The sequence below is a fragment of the Halorubrum sp. SP3 genome (assembly GCF_005435195.1).
In the GTDB taxonomy this organism is placed as follows: Archaea; Halobacteriota; Halobacteria; order Halobacteriales; family Haloferacaceae; genus Halorubrum; species Halorubrum sodomense.
In genome coordinates, this window is the sequence record NZ_SGTU01000019.1 from 1 (window position 1) to 19,798 (window position 19,798).

23 protein-coding genes are annotated in these 19,798 nt (G+C 71.6%); 14 read left to right on the plus strand and 9 right to left on the minus strand.

All coding sequences use genetic code 11. The features are described 5' to 3' along the window. The first annotated feature begins 36 nt into the window (after positions 1–36). Together EXE42_RS13050 and EXE42_RS13055 are read left to right on the plus strand one after the other, a co-directional pair. Positions 37–579 carry a hypothetical protein gene (locus EXE42_RS13050; protein ID WP_092920304.1) on the plus strand — a complete coding sequence of 181 codons (543 nt, stop codon included), beginning with the start codon at positions 37–39 and terminating at the stop codon, positions 577–579. A gap of 98 nt (positions 580–677) precedes the next feature. Further along, entirely contained in the window at positions 678–2,186 is a 1,509-nt protein-coding gene (locus EXE42_RS13055) for an RtcB family protein (protein WP_137706684.1), read from the plus strand. Between the two features lie 36 nt (positions 2,187–2,222). Here EXE42_RS13055 and EXE42_RS13060 read toward each other — a convergent pair whose 3' ends face one another. The 3 genes from EXE42_RS13060 to EXE42_RS13070 all read right to left on the minus strand — a co-directional run bounded on the left by EXE42_RS13060 (position 2,223) and on the right by EXE42_RS13070 (position 4,028). Further along, complete coding sequence (locus EXE42_RS13060) at positions 2,223–2,534, minus strand: MTH1187 family thiamine-binding protein (RefSeq protein ID WP_092920302.1); 312 nt, start codon at positions 2,532–2,534, stop codon at positions 2,223–2,225. Between the two features lie 115 nt (positions 2,535–2,649). Then, complete coding sequence (locus tag EXE42_RS13065) at positions 2,650–3,585, minus strand: alpha/beta hydrolase (RefSeq protein ID WP_137706685.1); 936 nt, start codon at positions 3,583–3,585, stop codon at positions 2,650–2,652. Further along, positions 3,582–4,028 carry a hypothetical protein gene (locus EXE42_RS13070; protein WP_092920300.1) on the minus strand — a complete coding sequence of 149 codons (447 nt, stop codon included), beginning with the start codon at positions 4,026–4,028 and terminating at the stop codon, positions 3,582–3,584. The genes EXE42_RS13065 and EXE42_RS13070 overlap by 4 nt, the downstream gene beginning before the upstream one ends. 240 nt (positions 4,029–4,268) lie before the next feature. On the opposite strand from EXE42_RS13070, the gene EXE42_RS13075 reads away from it, so the two are divergent. The 3 genes from EXE42_RS13075 (at position 4,269) to EXE42_RS13085 (ending at position 7,397) form a co-directional block, all read left to right on the plus strand. Continuing rightward, the gene (locus EXE42_RS13075; protein WP_092920299.1) at positions 4,269–5,324 is read left to right on the plus strand and encodes a DUF4013 domain-containing protein; all 1,056 of its coding nucleotides are present in this window, start codon (positions 4,269–4,271) and stop codon (positions 5,322–5,324) included. Positions 5,325–5,349: 25 nt separating this feature from the next. After that, complete coding sequence (locus EXE42_RS13080; RefSeq protein WP_137706686.1) at positions 5,350–6,417, plus strand: mRNA surveillance protein pelota; 1,068 nt, start codon at positions 5,350–5,352, stop codon at positions 6,415–6,417. A 401-nt stretch (positions 6,418–6,818) separates the two neighbouring features. Beyond that, entirely contained in the window at positions 6,819–7,397 is a 579-nt protein-coding gene (locus EXE42_RS13085; RefSeq protein ID WP_137706687.1) for a hypothetical protein, read from the plus strand. 22 nt (positions 7,398–7,419) lie between these two features. On the opposite strand, the gene EXE42_RS13090 is transcribed toward EXE42_RS13085, so the two are convergent. The 4 genes from EXE42_RS13090 to infB all read right to left on the minus strand — a co-directional run bounded on the left by EXE42_RS13090 (position 7,420) and on the right by infB (position 10,232). After that, positions 7,420–7,746, minus strand: coding sequence for a hypothetical protein (locus tag EXE42_RS13090; RefSeq protein ID WP_092920296.1), 327 nt, complete (start codon positions 7,744–7,746; stop codon positions 7,420–7,422). A 61-nt stretch (positions 7,747–7,807) separates the two neighbouring features. After that, positions 7,808–7,987 (minus strand): hypothetical protein, encoded by a 180-nt coding sequence (locus EXE42_RS13095; protein ID WP_137693586.1) that lies wholly within the window; start codon positions 7,985–7,987, stop codon positions 7,808–7,810. 61 nt (positions 7,988–8,048) lie between these two features. Then, positions 8,049–8,357 (minus strand): amphi-Trp domain-containing protein, encoded by a 309-nt coding sequence (locus EXE42_RS13100; RefSeq protein ID WP_092920294.1) that lies wholly within the window; start codon positions 8,355–8,357, stop codon positions 8,049–8,051. A gap of 81 nt (positions 8,358–8,438) precedes the next feature. Then, on the minus strand, positions 8,439–10,232 hold the full coding sequence (infB, locus tag EXE42_RS13105) for a translation initiation factor IF-2 (RefSeq protein WP_137706688.1): 1,794 nt from the start codon (positions 10,230–10,232) through the stop codon (positions 8,439–8,441). 222 nt (positions 10,233–10,454) lie between these two features. On the opposite strand from infB, the gene EXE42_RS13110 reads away from it, so the two are divergent. The 3 genes from EXE42_RS13110 to EXE42_RS13120 all read left to right on the plus strand — a co-directional run bounded on the left by EXE42_RS13110 (position 10,455) and on the right by EXE42_RS13120 (position 12,361). Beyond that, positions 10,455–10,700, plus strand: a complete 246-nt coding sequence (locus EXE42_RS13110; RefSeq protein ID WP_092920292.1) for a PRC-barrel domain-containing protein — start codon at positions 10,455–10,457, stop codon at positions 10,698–10,700. Continuing rightward, positions 10,700–11,158 (plus strand): NOB1 family endonuclease, encoded by a 459-nt coding sequence (locus tag EXE42_RS13115; RefSeq protein WP_092920291.1) that lies wholly within the window; start codon positions 10,700–10,702, stop codon positions 11,156–11,158. The genes EXE42_RS13110 and EXE42_RS13115 overlap by 1 nt, the downstream gene beginning before the upstream one ends. A 102-nt stretch (positions 11,159–11,260) precedes the next feature. Continuing rightward, entirely contained in the window at positions 11,261–12,361 is a 1,101-nt protein-coding gene (locus EXE42_RS13120; protein ID WP_137693584.1) for a DUF2891 domain-containing protein, read from the plus strand. Here EXE42_RS13120 and uppS read toward each other — a convergent pair. After that, positions 12,358–13,353 (minus strand): polyprenyl diphosphate synthase, encoded by a 996-nt coding sequence (uppS, locus tag EXE42_RS13125; RefSeq protein WP_092920289.1) that lies wholly within the window; start codon positions 13,351–13,353, stop codon positions 12,358–12,360. The two genes, EXE42_RS13120 and uppS, sit on opposite strands and share 4 nt — an antisense overlap. A gap of 65 nt (positions 13,354–13,418) precedes the next feature. Between uppS and lwrS the strand changes: the two genes are divergently transcribed. The 4 genes from lwrS (at position 13,419) to EXE42_RS13145 (ending at position 15,443) form a co-directional block, all read left to right on the plus strand. After that, positions 13,419–13,802: an LWR-salt protein gene (lwrS, locus tag EXE42_RS13130; RefSeq protein WP_137693583.1), complete on the plus strand. Its 384-nt coding sequence runs from the start codon at positions 13,419–13,421 to the stop codon at positions 13,800–13,802. A gap of 100 nt (positions 13,803–13,902) precedes the next feature. After that, positions 13,903–14,556: an HAD family hydrolase gene (locus EXE42_RS13135; protein ID WP_092920287.1), complete on the plus strand. Its 654-nt coding sequence runs from the start codon at positions 13,903–13,905 to the stop codon at positions 14,554–14,556. Positions 14,557–14,590: 34 nt separating this feature from the next. After that, entirely contained in the window at positions 14,591–14,935 is a 345-nt protein-coding gene (locus EXE42_RS13140; RefSeq protein WP_092920286.1) for a PadR family transcriptional regulator, read from the plus strand. A gap of 25 nt (positions 14,936–14,960) precedes the next feature. Next, positions 14,961–15,443 carry a CopG family ribbon-helix-helix protein gene (locus tag EXE42_RS13145; protein ID WP_092920285.1) on the plus strand — a complete coding sequence of 161 codons (483 nt, stop codon included), beginning with the start codon at positions 14,961–14,963 and terminating at the stop codon, positions 15,441–15,443. Between the two features lie 40 nt (positions 15,444–15,483). Here EXE42_RS13145 and EXE42_RS13150 read toward each other — a convergent pair whose 3' ends face one another. Continuing rightward, a complete protein-coding gene (locus EXE42_RS13150) occupies positions 15,484–17,733 on the minus strand; it encodes an AAA family ATPase (protein ID WP_137693582.1) in 2,250 nt (749 codons plus the stop codon). Positions 17,734–17,851: 118 nt separating this feature from the next. Between EXE42_RS13150 and endA the strand changes: the two genes are divergently transcribed. Together endA and EXE42_RS13160 are read left to right on the plus strand one after the other, a co-directional pair. Further along, on the plus strand, positions 17,852–19,018 hold the full coding sequence (gene endA / locus EXE42_RS13155; protein ID WP_092920283.1) for a tRNA-intron lyase: 1,167 nt from the start codon (positions 17,852–17,854) through the stop codon (positions 19,016–19,018). Positions 19,019–19,155: 137 nt separating this feature from the next. After that, the gene (locus tag EXE42_RS13160) at positions 19,156–19,758 is read left to right on the plus strand and encodes an LURP-one-related/scramblase family protein (protein WP_092920282.1); all 603 of its coding nucleotides are present in this window, start codon (positions 19,156–19,158) and stop codon (positions 19,756–19,758) included. Positions 19,759–19,798: the final 40 nt, after the last annotated feature.

Consider the following 19,798-nt stretch of genomic DNA (forward strand, 5'->3'; position numbering starts at 1 on the left):
AAAAACCGTTATATTTATCGAGTGCGTTGCTAACGTATGTCGCACTCAGATCGGAGCGAGGGGAGCGAATCGCCCGCCCCGGGTCGGCGCTGGCGCGCGGGGGCGGTCGGCGGGCTCGTCGCCGGCGCCGCGATGGGCGCCGTGTTACATTTCGGCCTCGGGCTCATGTCGACGATCGGCGCGCTGATCGGGGTCGAGACGGTCCTCGCCGGGTGGGCCGTCCACCTGTTCAACAGCGCGCTGTTCGGCGGGCTGTTCGTCGCCGTCTTCGACCGGCCGTTCTTCGCCGACCTGCGCGGGGACGTCGGCGGGTGTCTCTCGCTCGGCGTCGCCCACTCCGCGCTGTTGGGCGTGATAACCGGCGGCCTGCTGTTGCCGGCCGCGATCGCGATCGAAGGCGCCACCTCGCTGCCGGTGCCGACGCTCCCGGTGCCGGGACTGACGGCCAGCTTCGAGTTCGGCGCGGTCATCGCGGTCGCACACCTGCTGTACGGGCTGGTGCTCGGACGGGTCTTCGCCGCGTTCACGCTCGCGGACGGTGAGATCGGCTGGCTCCCGATCGATCCGGTCGATCGGTGAGATCGCGGGCGAGCGGACGGCCTCGGCGCCCGCGGAACCCGACGGCCCCCGCGCCCCGCTGACGCAACGCCCTTGCCTCCCCGCGTCGAACGCCGGGTATGACCACGCGCGAGTTCGACGGGATCCGGCTGGAGAAGGTGCGCGAGCACGTCTGGGAGATCCCCCGCGAGGGCGAGATGAACGTCCCGGCGCGGGTCCTCGCCAGCGAGAGCCTGCTGGAGGAGATCGGCGACGACGACTCGCTTCAGCAGTTGAAGAACGCGACCCACCTGCCCGGCATCGTCGAGCCCGCCCTCTGTATGCCCGACGGCCACCAGGGGTACGGCTTCCCGGTCGGCGGCGTCGGTGCGATAGACGCCCGGACCGGCTGTATCTCGCCCGGCGCGATCGGCTACGACATCAACTGCGGCGTCAGGATGGTGAGAACGAACCTCACCTACGACGACGTGCGCGGCCGCGAGGAGGAGCTCGTGGACGCGCTGTTCGAGGCGGTCCCCGCCGGGCTCGGCGGCGGCGGCGTGATCGACGGCGACGCCGACGCGATAGAGGGCGCCCTCGAACGCGGCGTCGAGTGGGCGGTCGAGGCGGGGTACGGGATCGAGAGCGACCTCGCGCGCTGCGAGGACGAGGGGCGGCGCCCCGACGCCCGCCCGGAGTACGTCTCCCAGAAGGCGACCGACCGCGGGCGCAACCAGATGGGGTCGCTCGGCTCGGGCAACCACTTCCTGGAGGTCCAGCGCGTCACCGACGTGTTCCGGGAGACCGTTGCCGAGGCGTACGGCCTCGAGGAGGACGGGATCGTCGTCCTGATCCACTGCGGGAGCCGCGGGCTCGGCCACCAGACCTGTAACGACTACCTCCGCCGGATCGAGACGGAGCACGCGGACCTCGTCGCGGAGCTCCCCGACAAGGAGCTCGCGGCCGCGCCGGCCGGGTCGGCGCTGGCCGAGGAGTACTACGGCGCGATGGGCGCGTGCATCAACTTCGCGTGGGTGAACCGCCAGCTGATCACCCATCAGGCCCGCGAGACGTTCGGCGAGGTGTTCGACGCCGATCCGATCGCGGACCTCGGGATGGAGCTGCTGTACGACGTGGCGCACAACATCGCGAAGAAGGAGACGCACGAGGTCGGCGTCGACGCCGAGGGGCGCCCCGCCCTCGGTGACGAGGCGGTCGACCGCGAGGAGCGCGAGCTGTACGTCCACCGCAAGGGCGCGACGCGGGCGTTCCCCGCGGGCAACGAGGACGTGCCCGAGACGTACCGCGACGTGGGACAGCCCGTCATCATCCCCGGCAGCATGGGCGCCGGCTCGTACGTCCTCCGCGGCGGCGACGAGTCGATGTCGGTCTCCTTCGGCTCGACCGCCCACGGCGCCGGGCGGCTGATGAGCCGGACGCAGGCGAAACAGGAGTTCTGGGGCGAAGACGTCCGCGACGACCTCGAGGACGGCCAGCGGATCTACGTGAAGGCGCAGTCCGGCGCCACCATCGCGGAGGAGGCGCCCGGCGTCTACAAGGACATCGACGAGGTGATCCGCGTCAGCGACGAGCTCGGCATCGGCGACAAGGTCGCCCGCACCTTCCCCGTCTGTAACATCAAGGGGTGAGCCGGGCGCGACCGCCAGCGGGGCCGCTGCGCCGGGTCAGCGCTCCCGCTTCGCCGCGCGTCCGAGGTGCTCCTCGACGGCGTCGACCTTCTCCGCGGCGGTCCCGTCGCTCGTCCGCTTGTCGTCGATCTTCAGCACCGTCGAGACGCGGTCACCGTCGACGGCGTCGTGGGCGGCGGCCGCGGCCGCGAACAGCGTCTCGGCGTCGTCCGCCTCGATGACGGTCCCCATCGGGTTCGTCTCGTAGCTCACGTCGAACTCGTCGAGCGCGGCGACGGCCTTCGCCACCTCCTCGGCCATGCTGTCCTCGATAACCGGTGCGACGCTCAGCATCGCGATGGCTGTCATACCCGGGCGTGCGCCGCGGGCTCACTTAAGTGGTCGCGCGAGCGGTCGGCCCGCCGTCGACCCGCGAGCGGTCGGCCCGCCGTCGACCCGCGAGCGGGGGCGTCGCCGCGCCCGCTCACTCCAGCGCGTCGCGGAGGAAGGAGAGCTGGTGACCGATCGCGCCCTCGAAGTCGTCCCCGAGGACCGAGAAGTGGTCCGCGGGCATGGTGACGACGGTCCCTCGCGAGAGCCCCTCGCCGGCGGCGGCGACCGAGTCGGCGTCGACGATCGCGTCGTCGGTCCCCGCGAGCAGCAGCGTCGGGGCGTCTATCTTGTCGAGCCGCGTCACGGGCCGGTAGCCGACCAGGCCGAGCAGCGACCGCGCGGGGGTCTCGTTGCGCCACGCCGACTCGCGGTCGACGAGGTCGAGGTACTTCCGCTTCGTCCCCGGCTCGGTGATCGCCGCGCACTCCTCCGCGCCGCCGACGATGGGGACCGTGCGGCCGCGACCGACTCGGTGACCGAGCAGGTCGCGGAGGCCCGCGACGCCGGAGCGGAGGAGGTACCGCCCGCCGCGCCGCGCGGCGACGGCGCGCCCGTCGAGCATCGGCACGAGCCCGACGACCGCGTCGACGTCGCGGCGCTCCGCGGCGAGCGTCAGGACGTGCGCGGCCGACAGCGACGCGCCCCACAGCACGAGGTCGTTCCCGACGCCGTCGACGCGCTCCGCGCGGTCGACCGCGCCCTCGTACGCCGCGCGCTGGCGGGCGAGGTCGACGGCCTGCGAGTCGCCGTCGGAGCCGCCGAACTCGGGGTGATCGAAGAGGAGCGCGGCGTAGCCCGCGTCCGCGAACCGCTCCGCGACGGCGGGGTAGCCGAAGGTCCGTTCCGCGCCGAGGCCGGGCGCCATCACGACGATCGGGGGGTCGTCCGCGTCGCCGCCGGGGAGGTACAGCGTCCCGCGACAGGTCGCGCCGTCGACGTCGAACGCGACCGCCCGGGTGGCGAACCGCTCGCGGGCCGGACGCGCGAGGCGACGCTGCGCGCGGTTGACCGGATCGCGGCGGGTCACCGGTCGGCCTCCGCGTCGCTTTCGGGTCCGGTATCGGCCCCGCCCTCGCTCTCGCCGCCGGTCGCCGTGGCGTCCTCGCCCTCGGGACCGTCCGCGGGCTCGTGGCTCACGGTCTCTAACACGCGGCTCGAGAACTCCGTCTCGGATATCTCGTAGCTCATGAGCGCCTCGAACCACGCTGCCTCGGCTCGCCACGTCCCCAGGACGTCGCCGGGAGACCGAACGACCGTGCCCTCGACGCGGACCGGGTCCCACTCGTCGGCCTCCGCGCGGTCGATGAGCGCGTTGAGCGCGCGTCCGATCTCGCCGCGGTGGATCTCGCGGCCGGGGAACGCGGTCATGTACGTCAGCTCCAGCGGGTCGCCGCCGTCGATCGATTCGACGCTGACGCCGTAGCTCCTGAGCTCCGGCTCCAGATCGGCCGTCCGCTCGTCGCCGGTCATACCCGATCCGTCGGCGGGGCGGGATAAATCGGTACCGGCACGCGACGGAGACCCGTCTGGGGGAAGCGGAGCGCGTCGGGCAAAAGCCGCGGACGGGGGTTCGACCGCCGAAGGGCGGCCGCGGGTGGGTTGTCAGAGGCACACGATTGTCCCGCGCGGCCAGCCCACAATACTCCCCGGAGTGATATAAACGCTCGGGCCGGGGACCATTTATGCTGCTCCCGTTCTGTACCAAGTCACATGCTCACCGCGGCCGCGGCGGCGCTGGCGCGAACCGACGACGCGGCTGGCGTCGTCCTCGTGGGCGGCGCCGTGACCCTGCTCGCGTGGGTCCTGACGCCGCTGTGGCTCGTCGGCGTCCTCTTCGTCAGCCCGGCGGTCGCCGTCGCGGCCCCGGTCGCGCTCGCGCCGTCGCTCGTCGCGCGCGGCTACTTCGTCCGCGTCACGCGCCTCGCGGTCGAGGCCGGGAACGCGGACGGCGCGCCGTCGCTCGTCGCGTGGGGCGAGTTGGTCAGGGACGGCGCCAAGTCGGCGCTGCTGTCGGCCGTCCTCCTCGCACCGCTCGCTGGCGGCCTCGCGGTCGCCGGCGGGGGCGTCGCCGCGCTCGTCGCCGGCCCCGTCGACCCGGAAGCGACCGCGACGACCGTCGAATCCGCCCTCGGGCCGAACGGACCGGCCGCCGCCGCCGCGGTCGCCGGCGGGGGCGTCGCCGCGCTCGTCGGCGCGTACCTCCTCGCGTTCGCGTACGTCCGGCCGGCGGCGCTCGCCGCGTTCGCCGCGTCCGGGCGGCTCAGGGACGGACTGGATCCGCGGACGGTGGCCGGCGTGGCCGCGACCGGACCGTACGCCACCGGGTGGGCGCTCGCGGTCGGGGCGCTCGCGGTCGGCTACGCGGTCGCGGCGCCCGCGGCGCCGCTGGTCGTCGGGGTCGCGCTCGCGTTCGCGGCCCGCGTCGTCGCCCACGGGCTCTACGGACGAGGTGCGGCCGACGCCTTGGGGGGAGACGCGACGAGAGGCCCAGCCGCTCGGCCCGACCCCGACGAGCGCGGGGTTCACAGCACCGTCCGGTCGCCCGAGTCATCGCCGGTCCCGGTCGTGTCGGGCGACGGCGGGCGACCGATCCGGAGCGAGCCGTCGGCAGCGGTACAGGTCGGCCGCGCCGTCCCGATCGGTGACGGGAGCGACGGCAACGGAAACGACGGGACGGGTGCGGAGAAGGCGGCCGGGGCGAACGAGCCGGACGAAACCGGCTTCGAGTGGGGGTCGGTCCTGAACGACGCGGAAGACAAGAGTTGATACGGCCGCGAGCGAACCGACGGGCATGCGCATCTCCGAGCGGGGGTACGGCGAGGAGGGCCGGGAGCGGCTCACGCTGGTCCCCGAGAACGTGGACGACCTCTGGCACCTCGCGCACGTCCTCGAACCCGGGGACCTCGTCGAGGGCGACACCACCCGACGCATCCAGCGGAACGACGACCAGATGCGGGACACCGGCGGGCAGCGCGAGCACATCTTCGTCACGCTCCGGGTCGAGGACGTGGAGTTCGCGCGGTTCGCCAACCGCCTCCGCGTCTCCGGGGTCATCGTCGGCTGCTCGCGGGAGGACCAGCTCAACGCCCACCACACGCTCAACGTCGAGGAGCACGACGAGATAACCGTCGAGAAGCATTTCAAGCCGGACCAGACCGAGCGGCTTCAGGAGGCGACGGAGGCCGCGGAGAACCCCGACGTGGCCATCGCGACCGTCGAGGAGGGCGCGGCCTACGTCCACACGGTCCAGCAGTACGGCACCGAGGAGTACGCCTCGTTCACGAAGCCGACCGGGAAGGGCGAGTTCTCCCGGCCGCGCGAGGAGCTGTTCGCGGAGCTGGGCGAGGCGCTCGCGCACCTCGACGCCGACGCCGTGATCCTGGCGGGCCCGGGGTTCACCAAGCAGGACGCGCGCGACTACATCGACGAGGAGTACCGCGACCTCTCGGACCGGATCACCACCGTCGACACCTCCGCCGCGGGCGACCGCGGCGTCCACGAGGTACTCAAGCGCGGCGCGGTCGACGAGGTCCAGAAGGAGACTCGCATCTCGAAGGAGGCGAGCCTCATCGACGAGCTGACCGAGAACATCGCCAAAGAGGAGAAGGCGACGTACGGCCCCGACGACACCGCCGAGGCCGCCGAGTTCGGCGCGGTCGAGACGCTGCTCGTCGTCGACGAGCGCCTCCGGACGGAGCGGCAGGGGGACGGCGACTGGGAGATCGACGTCAACGAGGTGATCGAGTCGGTCGAGCGGCAGGGCGGCGACGTGGTCGTCTTCTCCTCGGAGTTCGCCCCCGGCGAGCAGCTCGCCAACCTCGGCGGTATCGCCGCAATCTTACGCTACCGGCTCCAGTGAGCGGCTGACAGTCGAAATGCGGTGGCGCGTGCCTGCGAGGCCGCCCCGCGGCCGAGCAGCACGCGCGAGGGAGTCGGCCGCCCGGAGCGAAGCGGAGGGCGGCCGACGAGGCTGGGGAGGTGTGAGGTGCTGGGCGGTGCGGGGCGGGACTCGAAGGGGCAGCCGCGAGGGAGGCGCAGGCGACGCAAGCACTGGAAGGAGCGAGTGTAACGAGCGACTGAAGCGCGCAGCGAGCGTGCGCCTCCCTCGCGGCTGGGGCTTCGGCGGTCGTGTTCGAGTCGGTGAGCACGTATCACATAGCGGCCGAGCCTTCGGTGGCTCGGCCCACGAGCCGTCCGCTACGAAAGCAGTCACGTATAGCGGCCGTGACCTTATGAGAGCGCGTCGCCAACCCCGGGTCGATGGCGGACCGATCCGGCGGTGACGGGAGCGTCTCGACGACCGCCGACCCCGAAAGCGCCGACGACGTCAACGGCGATCCGATCTCGGCCGACGCCGAGGCCCTCCCCGACGACCTCGACGATGCGGGCGTCGACGAAGAGGTGAAACGCCGGCTCCGCGAGGCGTACCTCAACGACGAGGAGAACGTGCTGATCGTCACGCGGGTGCGCTCCGTCGGCGACCGCGTCGCCGTCGAGATGCGCCCGCCCCACGGCGACGCGACCCACACCGAGCGGTTCGACGCGCCCCGCGACGGGTCGCTTCGGGAGTCGAAAAAGTTCCTCGAATTTCTCGAGGCTGCGGGCGTCTCGCCGCTGGACGTCGACGAACTCGTCGGGACCCGGGTGCCGGCGACGTACGACCCGGAAACCGGCTGGCGCGTCGACCCAGAGTACCGCGGCGAGTCGGCGGAAGGCGGCGAAAACCGGTTCGCGGCGGCCCGCGAGTGGCTCTGGACCTACCGGGCGTGGCTCCTCGCGGCGCTGCTCGTCGGCGGCGAGTTGGCGTTCGTCGCGGTGATCATCCTCGTGTACGCCTGAGTCGAAGTCGCGGCGCGTCGGCTCAAAGCACGCGGAGTCGGTACCCCTCGGCGGCGGTCTCGTCGGTGACGCGCCCCGCATCCAGCGCCGCGTCGAGGACCTCGGCGACGAACTCCTTCGGCACCTCGACGCCGATGAAGTCGGTGCCTTCGCGCGCGGTCGTGAGCCGCGCCATTGTTCGCTTCGTACCGTCGTCGTTATAGACGCTCCCGACGCGCTCGCCGTCGCGGAGGAACCGCAGCGTCACGTCGGTCGGTTCGAGCGCGTCGAAGCGTACCTCGAACACCCGGTCGTCGCTCTCCAGCCGCGCGAGGATCGCGCCGTCGTGTTCGACCGCAGTAGTCTCCATACGTCGCCTACGCGCTCGACACACATAACGGCGACACGCGGTCGACGGTCGCGCTCGGGCGTCAGTCCGAGTCCTCGGCGTCCAAGTAGCCGATCACCGCCTGCGGCGCCACGACGGAAACGAATATCAGCACGCCGATCAGGAGGTCGTCGCTCAGACTGGTCGCGACGCGACCGCCGTACGCCAACGCCAGCCCGGCAGCCATGAACAGGAGGACGACCGCGTTCTCTCGGGAGACCATGCGCGTCGCTGACCGCTCGAACGACAAATACTCTGTGGGGCGGTACTCGACGCCGCGCCGCTCACTCGACGGTCGGCGCCTCCTCGTCGGTCGTCCCCGGGATCTCGAGTTCGATCTCGAGCGCCCGTTCGCCGTACCCCTCGTACTCGACCTCGAGTTCGACGGGCTCGCCGAACGAGAACGGGAGCGTCCACTCGTCGCCGGTGAGGGTGAGCTCGTCGCCCTCCTGAAGCTGCTCGCCGACTTCGACGAGGAAGCGGCCGGCCTCGGCGGCAGTCAGGCGGTACTCCTGTTCGAAGTCTCGGCCCTCCCTGATGAGGGTCAGGTCGTCTTCGGGCTCGTCTCGCGAGTCGGTGTCCGTCGCTGTCATCCCCCGCTGATTGCCGGCGCACGCGAATAAGCCGTGCGGTGAGGGGGTCGACCGTGCGGTGAGGAGCCTCGACCGCGCTCGTCACTTCCCCCAGAACGGGTCTCGCTTGCGGCGCGTGTCGAGGTACCCCTGGAGCGCCTCGCGCTCGTCCGCGGTGATCTCCTCCTTCAGCTCCTGTTCTAAGATCTTCGCGTGCTTCTCGGGCACCTCGGTCCAGAGCGTGTCGCCCTCCTCGATGTCGCGGCCGACGGTCGGCCCGTCGATGGCGATGCTGACGCGCTCGCCCGAGCGCGCCTCGTCGACGTCCTCGCCCTGCTTTTGAATCCCGGAGAGGCCGCCGACGCGCTCGAACTCGTTGCCGTCGAAGAAGCCGACGTTGCGGTTGTTCTGGAGCGTACCCGAGATGACCTCGACGCCGACGACCGCGGGGTCGTTCTGCCGGAACGTGTGGTCGGGGAGGATGCGGAAGCGGGCGGGGCGGACGACCTTGTCTAACACCGTCTCCTGTTGCGCGCGCTGCTTCTCCTCGACGTAGCGCTCGTAGTCCTCGACCAGCTGGTAGATGACCTCGTTCTTGAACAGCTTCACGTCCGCGTTCTCTAAGTCCGACTCCGCGTTCTGGAGGAGGTCGACGTTGAAGCCGAGGATGGCCTTATGCTCGTCCTGGTTGGCGGTCTCCGCGACCGCGATGTCGCGCGGCGCGATGTCGCCGACCTCGGCGCGCAGGATGGGGACCTCGGCCTCGCGGAGCGCGTTCGCCATCGCCTCCAGCGAGCCGAGGGTGTCCGCCTTGACGACGACGCCGTTGTCGGCCGTCTCGACCTCGATCTCCGCCAGTTCCGCCTTCACCTCCTCGACGACCTCGTCGACGGTGCGGTCGCGGACGACGCGGACCGGCGCGCCCGCCATCGCCTCGTCGAGGTCGGGCGCGGCGATCTTCACGCCGGCCGCGGCGCCGATCTCCCCGACCTTCTCGAACTCCTTTTCGGTGCGGATCTCCGCGAGGGGGCGCGGGCGGAGTAGCGCGCGGACCTCGGTGACGATCGGCTCGTCTTGCCCCCCGACGACGACGGTGTCGCCGTTGCGGATCACGCCGTCGTAGACGACGGTGTCGACGGTGGCACCGAACCCGCGCTCGTCTTTCACTTCGAGGACCGTCCCCTCGCCCGGCCCCGTGACGTCGATCGCCATCTCCTCTTTCATGAACCGCTGGGAGAGGCCCATCAGGACGGTGAGGAGGTCCGGAACGCCCTCGCCGGTGAGCGCCGACAGCGGGACGACGCCGATGTTCTTCTGGAAGTCCTGGACGCGCCAGTAGAGGTCCGCGGAGAACCCGGCGTCGGAGAGCTGACCGATGATCTCGTAGAGGTTCTCGTCGAGCATCGACTTCGCGCGCTCGGACTGCGCCTCCATGCTCCGCTGGATCGGCTCGCCGTCCTGCGGGTTCCACCCGGGCGTCGTGTCGACCTTGTTGGCGGCGACGACGAAGGGGGTGCCCGTCCGGCGGAGGATGTCGATCGCCTCCTCCGTCTGCGGCTGGAAGCCGTCGTTGACGTCGACGACGAGTACCGCGATGTCGGCGAGCGCGCCGCCGCGGGCGCGCAGCGTCGAGAAGGAGTGGTGGCCCGGCGTGTCGATGAACAGCAGGCCGGGGAGGTCGAAGTCGGACGGGTCGATGAGCTCGCCCGCCATCCCGGAGATGGTGTCGAGCGGGATGTCCGTCGCCCCGATGTGTTGGGTGATCGCGCCGGCCTCGCCCTCGCTGACGGCGGAGCCGCGGATCGTGTCGAGCAGGCTCGTCTTGCCGTGGTCGACGTGGCCCAGCACGGCGACGATGGGGGTTCGCAGGGTGTCCGCGTGTGTGTGGTCGGTCATATGTGATCGCCCCGAGAAGGTTATACCGTCTCTTCCGCCCGGCCGTCAGTTAAGCCTTTCAAAATGCCGCGACGAACCGCGACGGCGGAGCCGGACCGTCCGGTCGTGGTTCGGCCGGTCGTGGTTCGGCCGGTCGTGGTTCGGCCGGCGACGAGCGCTCTCGCGTCGGTCGCCCGTCCGACGCCCCGTGGCGTTTAATACCGTCGCCCGGGACCGTGAGGTATGGTCGACATCCTCGCGGAGAACCTCTCCGGGAAGGCGGTAATGAGCGCCGACGGCACCGAACTCGGGGACCTGTACAACATCACGATGAACCTCGAGTCCGGAGAGCTGAACCACCTCCTCGTCAGCCCGCACGAGCAGCTCAGGCCCGAGCGCGTCGACTTCGAGGTCGACGAGATGGGGCGGCTCCGCGTCCCGGTCGCGAACGTCCAGGCGGTGAAAGACTACATCGTCGTCGCCCGCTGATGCAGGTCCTCGACTCGTCCGCGTTCATCCACGAGTACACGACCGACGACGACGTTGTCTCCATCCCGGCGGTCCACGACGAGCTCACCGGCGAGGTTGCCCTCCGCTTCGACGCGATGGAGGGTTCCGGAATGACCGTCCACGTCCCGGCGCCGGAGGCGGTCGACCGCGTCCGCCGCGCCGCGAAGGGGTCGGGCGACGCCGCGGAGCTGTCCGACACCGACGTCCGGCTGATCGCGACCGCCTTAGAGCTTCACGCGACGCTCGTCACCGACGACTACGCGATGCAGAACGTCGCCGAGCGGCTCGACCTCCCGGTGGAGGCCATCGCCCGCGACGGCATCTCCGAGGAGCGCGAGTGGCGCTTCCAGTGCGTCGGCTGTAACCGCACCTTCGACGAGAACAAGGAGCGGTGTCCGATCTGCGGCAGCGACCTGACGCGGAAGAACCCGGCGTGAGCGGGCCGAGAGCGTAGCGACGTCCGAACTGAAACTGATTCTGCGTGCCGGCGTCCCGCGGGCGACCGACCGATTGAACAGGCGCCCCGCCGACCGCTCGTCATGAACGCCTTCGAGGAGCTGTCGCCGGACGCGCTCCGCGCCGGACGGGCGGACGCCGTCGACGACGCCGTCGCGACGGCGCTGGCCGCCCACCCGCTCGACGGGGTCGAGACCGAGTATCCGCACTATCAGGGGGTCGTCGAGGGGGCGGAGGCGCCGCCGCGTCCCGCCGAGAGGCACCCGGTCTTTTACGGCTGTTTCGACTGGCACTCCGCGGTCCACAGCCACTGGGCGCTCGTCCGCGCGCTGCGGCTCGTCCCGAGTCACCCGAACGAGGCCGAGATCGCGGCGGGCATCGAGGGGCGGCTGACCCCCGAGAACGTCGCCCGCGAGGTCGCGTACCTCGACGAGAACCCCGGCTTCGAGGAGCCGTACGGCCGGTCGTGGCTGCTGCGGCTCGCCGCCGAGCTCGCCCTGTGGGACGACCCGCGCGCCGACGCGTGGCGCGAGGCGCTCCGCCCGCTGGAGGACCGAGTCCGCCGCGGGACCCGCGAGTCGTTCCTCGAGATCGACCGCCCGCACCGCGTCGGCACGCACGGCAACACCGCGTTCGCGCTCGCCGGCGTCCTCGACTACGCGCGGGTCGTCGGCGACGCCGACCTCGAACGCGAGGCCGAGGCGACGGCGCGCCGGCTCTACGGGGACGACACCGCCGCGGTCGTCGGCGCGGAGCCGGTCGGGTGGGACTTCCTCTCGCCCGCGCTGACGGAGGCGGACCTGCTGCGCCGCGTCCTCGATCCCGACCCGTTCGCGGCGTGGCTCGACGGCTTCCTCCCGGACCTCACCGCGCCGCCGCACGACGCGCTGCTGTCGCCCGTCGACGTCGAACCGGACGAGGGCGACGGCGCCGCGATACACCTGATCGGCCTCAACGTCTCCCGGGCGTGGTGTCTCGCGGGGCTGGCTGACGCGCTGGCAGAGGGGGACGGACCGGCGGCGGCCCGGCTCCGCGAGCCGCTGGACGAGGCGGCGCGCCGTCACGCCGAGGCGGGGGCCGCGGACGTGCTCACCGACGACTACGCGGGGTCGCACTGGCTCTCCTCGTTCGCGCTGTACCTGCTGACGCGGCGCGAGGACGGGATCGCGCCGGGGGCGTGTTAGTCGGCCCCCGTGGAGTCCGCGGCGTCGCCGTCGATCCGACCGCCCGAGTCGCCGTCGCCCGGACCAACGCCGTCGCGTTCGGTGATACCGAGGGCGTCGTCGGAGAGGTCGCTCCCGTCGAGCCGGGGGACGCGCTCGCGAAGCCGAGCGGCCGCGGCGCGGGCCTCCGCGAACTCCACCTCGGCCAGCGCGCGCACCAGCGCGGCGGCCCGCTCCGCCCGGGCCCGCTGCCACGACTCCTCTCGCGACTCGTAGGTGCGGATCGCGCGCAGGAAGTCGGCCTCGGAGAACTCCGGCCAGTACGGCGCACAGAAGTAGACGGCGGCCTCGTTGCCGTTCGCGTGCCACGGGAGGAAGTTCGAGGTGCGCTCGTCGCCGCCGGTGCGAACGATCAGGTCCACGTCGCGGATCGGGCGGTCGTACAACCGGGATTCGACGGCATCGATGTCGACGTCTTCCGGGTCCATCTCGCCGGCCTCGACGTCGCGGGCGATGGCGCGCGCGGCGTCCAGCAGCTCGGTCCGGCCGCCGTACGCCAGCGCGACGTTGAGCGTGAAGCGGTCGTTGTCGGCGGTGCGTCGCTCCGCGTAGTCGACCGCGTCGCGGACGCGGGGCGGGAGCCGGGGCACGTCGCCGATGGCCCGGACGCGAACCCCCTGCTCGTGGACGCGGTCGGCGTCGGCGAACTCGCGCAGCTTGTGTTCCAACAGGTCGAAGAGGGGTTCCAGCTCCTCGTCCGGGCGAGCGAAGTTCTCGGTGGAGAAGGCGTAGAGGGTGAGCTCCGAGACGCCGAGGTCGGCGCACCAGTCGAGGACGCGCTCGGTGGTGTCGGCGCCGGCGCGGTGGCCCTCGGGCGCGTCGTCGCCGCGCTCGCGGGCGTACCGCCGGTTGCCGTCCTGGATGACGGCGACGTGGTCGGGGACGTCGTCGATCTCACGGCGGAGGTGTCGCCGGTACGCGCGCCCGACGAGCCCGCGGAGTCGGTCCAGCATCTTCCCTGACACAGACGGCTGAGCGGTATGTACTTTTACCCTCCGAGTCCCTCTCGCCTCCACGGATGGAGGCCGCGTACGTCTTCCGCGTCGGCGTCCGGCTGGATCCGCCGGCCGCAACCGTCGACCCCGATCGGTTCGAGACGACGATGGAGATACCCGCGGACGACCCCGGAACCGACGGCTGGCTCTTCTTCCGCGACCGGCTGTGGCGCGGCGAGATCGGCGACGAGCCCTCGTTCCGGCGGCCGGCCGAGGAACGGCTGGGGATCGCGGACGCCGCGGGCGTCGAAGTCGCCGCAGCCGACTTCCGCGAGCTCCGGACCGACGAGGCGTACCTGGACGCGCTGAAGGCGGCGGTCGCCGACGACCTCGGCCGGTTCAACGCCGACTCGGTCGACGAGGTCCTGCGCAAGTACCTCGGTTCGTCCGTCCACGTGCGGGAGTGAGCGGTGACCCTCTGAACAGGACCAGGCGGACGGCCGCGGCCGCGACCCGGGCAACCGAACCCGCAACGCACTTGCCGGCCCCCGACGTACGGTGAGGTCGATGGCCCTCGCCGACTACGATTTCCACCTCTTCGACCTCGACGGGACCCTCGTCGACGCCGAGTGGGAGTACACTCGGACGGTGTTCGACCGCGTCGGCGACCGGCTGGGCCGCGAGTTCTCCGACCGCGAGGCCCGCGTCCTCTGGAACGGTCTCGGCGGCTCCCGCGCCGAGACGCTCCGCGAGATGGGGGTCGACCCCGACGCGTTCTGGCCCGCGTTCCACGCCGTGGAGGACCCGGTCGCCCGCGCGGAGGCGACGTACCTCCACGACGACGCCGCGCGCCTCCTCGACCGCGTGAGCGAGGTCGGCGGCCCGACCGGCCTCGTGACCCACTGTCAGGAGTTCCTGGCCGAGCCCGTCCTCGACCGCGTCGGCCTCGACGGCCGGTTCGACGCCGTCGTCTGCTGTACCGACGAGACGGGCTGGAAGCCCGATCCCGGTCCGATCGAGGCCGCGATGGGCGAACTCGGCGTCGACCCGAACCGGGGCCGCGGCTACTACGTCGGCGACGGCGAGAGCGACGTGGCGGCCGCCTGGAACGCCGGTCTCGACGCGGTCCACGTCGAGCGCGTCGGCCGCGACGAGCGCGGGCGGTGTATCCTCGGCGACCGGCGCGTCGACCGGCTCGACGAACTGGTGGACGCGTCGTGAGCGATTTGTTGCGTTCCGGGGCGAGGCGCGACCCATGACGAAGTGGTTCCACAGCGGCCGGCGCCGCGACCTCTGCGCGCTGCTGTACGACCACGGCGAGCTGCGCGCGCAGTCGCTGAAGAGCCGGCTCGAATCCCACTACGACGAGCGGATCGACCCCGGCTCCTTCTACGGGACCCTCTCCGCGCTGGTCGAGGCCGGCTACCTCGACCGCCGAACCGAGGGCATCGCGGACGTGTACGCGCTCACCGAGACGGGCGAGACAGCGCTGCTCGACCACTACGCGTGGCTCGGCGATCGGATCGAGGGAGGCGGAGGGCCGGGGGCGCGAGGCGCGAACCCGCCGACGGACGGCGGCGGTTCGGACCTCAACGATTAACAACTCCGGCGGCGTGAGTTAATATATGACGGTCGTCAGCGTGTCCATGCCGGAGGAGTTGCTCAATCGGATCGACCGGTTCGCCGACGAACACGGGTACACCGGCCGCAGCGAGGTCGTTCGCGAGGCCTCTCGGAACCTCCTCGGGGAGTTCGAGGACGCCAAGCTGGAGGACCGGAGCCTGATGGCCGTGGTGACGGTGCTTTTCAACTACGAGACGACGAACGTCGAAGAGCGGATGATGCGGCTGCGACACGAACAGGAGGGGATCGTCGCCTCGAACTTCCACAGCCACGTGGGGTCGCAGTACTGTATGGAGCTGTTCGTGCTGGAAGGCGAGCTGGCGGAGATATCGACGTTCGTCGGGAAGGTCCGCGCGACGAGGGACACGCTCACGGTCGATTACAGCGTCACGCCCGTCGACGAGTTCGGCGCCGGCGCGCTCGGAGAGGGGCACGCGCACGGACCCGGGCCGGACGACGAGACCGCTGCCACCGAGGAAGACTGAGGGCGGCGCGGGTCAGGCGGTCCGGACCGCGCTGTCTCGGTCAGGCGGTCCGCGGGCGGACGGACTCGAGCGCGGCGTCGAAGTCCTCGCCGGTAATTCCGACCTCGTCGGCGTGGTCGTTGGCCGCCTCGCCGTGTTCGTCTGCGACGCGCTCGATTGCGCGCATCGCGGCCGCCCGCGACAGCGAGGCGATCTCCGCGCCGGAGTACCCCTCGGTCTCGTCGGCGACCCGCTCCAAGTCCACGTCGTCGGTCAACGGCTTCTCGCGGGTGTGGACCTCCAGGATCTTGCGGCGCGCCTCGCGGTCCGGTTCGGGCACCTCGACGTGGGTCTCCAGGCGGCCGGGGCGGAGCAGCGCGGGATCGAGCGCGTCCCGCCGGTTGGTCGCCGCGAGAACGACGAGGTTCGGGTTGTCGCTGGCGCGGTCGAGCTCGGTCAACAGCTGCGAGACGACCCGCTCGCTCACGCCGGAGCCGTCGCCGCCTGCCGCGTCGCGGTCGGTCGCGACCGCGTCGATCTCGTCGAAGAAGACGATCGCCGGCGCGGCCTGGCGGGCGCGGTCGAACAGCTCGCGGACCGCCTTCTCCGACTCGCCGACGTACCGATCGAGCAGTTCGGGGCCGGCGACCTGGATGTAGTTGACGCCGCTCTCGCCGGCGATGGCGCGCGCGAGCAGCGTCTTCCCGGTGCCCGGCGGCCCGTGGAGGAGGACTCCGGTCGGCGGGTCGGCGCCGGCCGCGTCGAACAGCGGGCCGTACGACAGCGGCCACGTGACGGCGCGTTCCAGCTCCGCCTTCGCGTCGTCGAGGCCGCCGACGTCGGCGAAGTCGGTGGTCGGCTGCTCGGCGACGTACTCGCGCATCGCGCTCGGCTCGACGTTCGCGTGGGCGGCCTCGAAGTCCGCCTTGCCGACGGTCACGTCGTCGAGCGCGCGCGAGTCGGACTCCCGTGCGCGGCGGAGCGCGGTCATCGCCGCCTCCTGGGCGAGCCCCTCGATGTCGGCGCCGACGAACCCGTGCGTGCGGCTCGCGATCCGATCTAAGTCCACGTCGTCCGCGAGCGGCATCCGCCGCGTGTGGACGTCGAGGATCTGCCGACGGCCCGCCTCGCCGGGGACGCCGATCTCGATCTCCCGGTCGAACCGCCCGCCGCGCCGCAACGCCGGGTCGATCGTGTCGACGCGGTTGGTCGCCCCGATGACGATCACGTCGCCGCGGGCGTCGAGCCCGTCCATCAGCGAGAGCAGCTGGCCGACGACGCGGTTCTCCACGTCGCCGCCGTCGTCGCGCTTGCCCGCGATCGAGTCGATCTCGTCGAAGAAGACGATCGCAGGGGCAGCCTCGCGGGCCTCCGCGAACTTCTCGCGGAGCTTCTCCTCGCTCTCGCCCTTGTACTTCGACATGATCTCCGGCCCGTCGACGGTGACGAACGTCGCGTCGACCTCGTTGGCGACGGCGCGGGCGATCAGCGTCTTCCCGGTGCCCGGCGGCCCGTGGAGGAGGACCCCCTTCGGCGGGTCGATCCCGAGCCGGGTGAACACCTCCGGCTCGGAGAGGGGGAGCTCTATCGTCTCCCGGACCAGCTCCAGCTCCTCGTCGAGGCCGCCGATGTCCTCGTAGGTCGCGCCCGCGGTGTGTTCGGCCGGCGGGGAGTCACTGGCCTTCGGGCGCGCGCCGTCGCCGGGCGGGTCGGCCCCCGAGCCGGCGCCGGTCGCGGGTCCTCCGGCGCTGTCGCCCCGGGTCTTCGCCGGCGCGTCGGCGTCGCCGCTCGCCGGCTCCGCGTCGCCCTCGTACTCGACGGACACGTCGGTCGAGGACGTTATCCGGACCGTCCCCGCGGGCGCGGTCCGGGCGACCACGAAGCGGAGCCCGCCGAGCCGCTCGACGTGGACGGCCTCCCCCTCGGTGACGGGGCGGTCCCGGAGCTCGCGGGAGAGCGCCCGTTCGACCACCTCGCGGCTCACGTCGACCTCGGCGAGGCGGCCGGGAGCGGTCAGCGTCACGCGCTCCGCGTCGGAGACGTCGACGGGGGCGATGGCGACGGTGTCACCGACCTTCACGCCGGCGTTCGCGCGGGTGTCGGCGTCGATGAGCACGGTGCCGTCGGCGGCGTCCGGGCCGCCGGGCCACACCTTCGCGACCGCGGTGCGCTCGCCGCGCACCTCGACCGTGTCGCCGCTGAGGAGGGCGAGCCGCTTGCGGGCCGACTCGGGGAGCCTGGCGATGCCCCGGCCCGCGTCCCGCTTCTCGGCGGCACGCACCGTGAGCCGGAGCCCTGCGGTGTCGTTCATACCGCGTCGTTCTCGCCGGCGGCTCTTTACGCTTGTCCGGTCCCCTCCCCGTCATCGAACCGCGGTCCCGCGAGTCCCGACCGCAACCCCCTTCCCTCGGCCGGCCGCGATGGCTGGTATGCAACCGACCGGCCACCTGCGGGGCGACGCGGTCCGCGTCGGCGGGGACGCCCGCCAGCGCTTCTACGACGCCCGGGGATACGGGCGACCGCTCGACGGCGACGAGATCGCGCTCTCGCGGGTCGAGGCCGCCCACCTGCTGTTCCGCGGCGACCTCTCGGGGATAACGCTGAGCGATGGGTCGGATCCCGTCGGCTTCGAGCGCTTCTTCGTCGCGAGCGCGGCCGCGGCCGACCGCTTCGCGGTGCGCTTCCTCGTCTACTCGGACCTCCGCGACCGCGGCTTCTACCTGTCGCCCGCCCGGGAGCCGTGGCCGGGCTGGAGCGACGCGCCGGGCGACGCGGTCGACTTCGTCGCCTACGAGCGCGGCGAGACGCCCGACACGGGCAACGTGAAGTACCCGATCCAGGTCGTCGGCGAGCGCGAATCCGTCGCGACCGCGGGGCTCGCGGGGCGCACGCTCGCCGTCGTCGACGAGGAGTCGGACATCACCTACTTCGCGGCCGAGGAGGGTCGCATCGACGGCGCGACCGACTACGATCCCCCCGCCGACCTGACCGGCGCCCTCCTCGCCGACCGCGTCGTCGTCTGGGACGCCCCCGAGAGTCTCTACGAACACGGCTTCTACGGGCGACCGCTCACCGGGCGGGCCGCGAACGTCGAGGGCGCGCTCCAGCTCTCCCTCGTCGAGGCCGCGTCGCTGGCCGCGGACGGCCGGCTGTCGCTGACGGCGTCGGTCGCGGGTGCCGACGACGGCTCGGAGACGGACGCGAGCGAGACCCCCGCCGCGGCCGCCCGGATCGTCGCCCGCGGCCGCGACGTCGAGGGCGAGCGCTTCGACCGCCGACTCGTCGTCTACCGACGCCTGCGGGCGGCCGACGCGGTCCCGAAGACCGGTTTCAAGTTCGGCGCCGACTTCCGGACGTACCTGGACGTGGAGACGGTCGAGGACCTCCCGCACTCCGAACACCTCGTGCGCGTGGTGGGTCCGGACCACGAGTTCTCGCCCCGCGAACTGTCGCTCGACGTGCGGCTCGCGGGGGGCGTCCGGAAGGAGATGGTGTTCGCGCTGACCGCGGAGGGGAACGATCACCCGGGAGACGGCGGTAACGCGGCCCGCGACGCCGACGTGGAGTGGCTCTCGGTTGACCGCCTGACGCCGTGACCGCCCGGGAGTCCGATCCGCAGTCGCCGTCCGCTCGGATCGAATCGGATCGACCGGAGGCTGGAGCCGTTCCGGTCGGAGTTCCCTCCAGAACCGGATCTAATACTTTATAACGGAAAACGACCCTCGAACTACCCATGGACGATTCCTCCATGTTCCCGTCGGAGTCGAGCGCGTACGATATCTCGACCGTCGACCTCAGCGACGACCGGTACGAGGTCAAACAGTCGATGGTTCGGAACAAGTACACCGTCCGCGACGGCGCCGGTGACGTCGTCCTCCGCGGGAAACAGAAGATGTTCAAGCTGAAAGAGGAGTTCCCGTTCGTCACCGGCGACGACGAGGACGCCTTCTCGGTGAAGGCGGGCGGGATTATGGACATCGGCGGGAACTACGCCATCACCGACGCGGGCACCGGCGAGGAGGTCGTGGTCCTAGACGAGGACTACTCGCTGTTCGTCGAGAACTGGACGATCCGCGACCCCGAAACGGGGGAGGCGCTGGCGACGATCGAGTCGAAGAACAAGCTGCTGTCGGCGCTCCGTCACCTCGTCGGCGCCGCGAACCTCATCCCGAACAAGTACGAGATATTCGACGCCGACGGCGGCCACGTCGGCGACATCGAGGGGAAGTTCTCGCTGCGCGATGCCTACACGGTCACCATCGACGACGCGAGCGACGTGCCGAAGGAGGCGGTGATCGCCGCCGCGTGTATCCTCGACGCCTTAGAGAACCAGTAGGACGACCCGAGCGCGAGGCGTCACGCCCCGAGGCACAGCG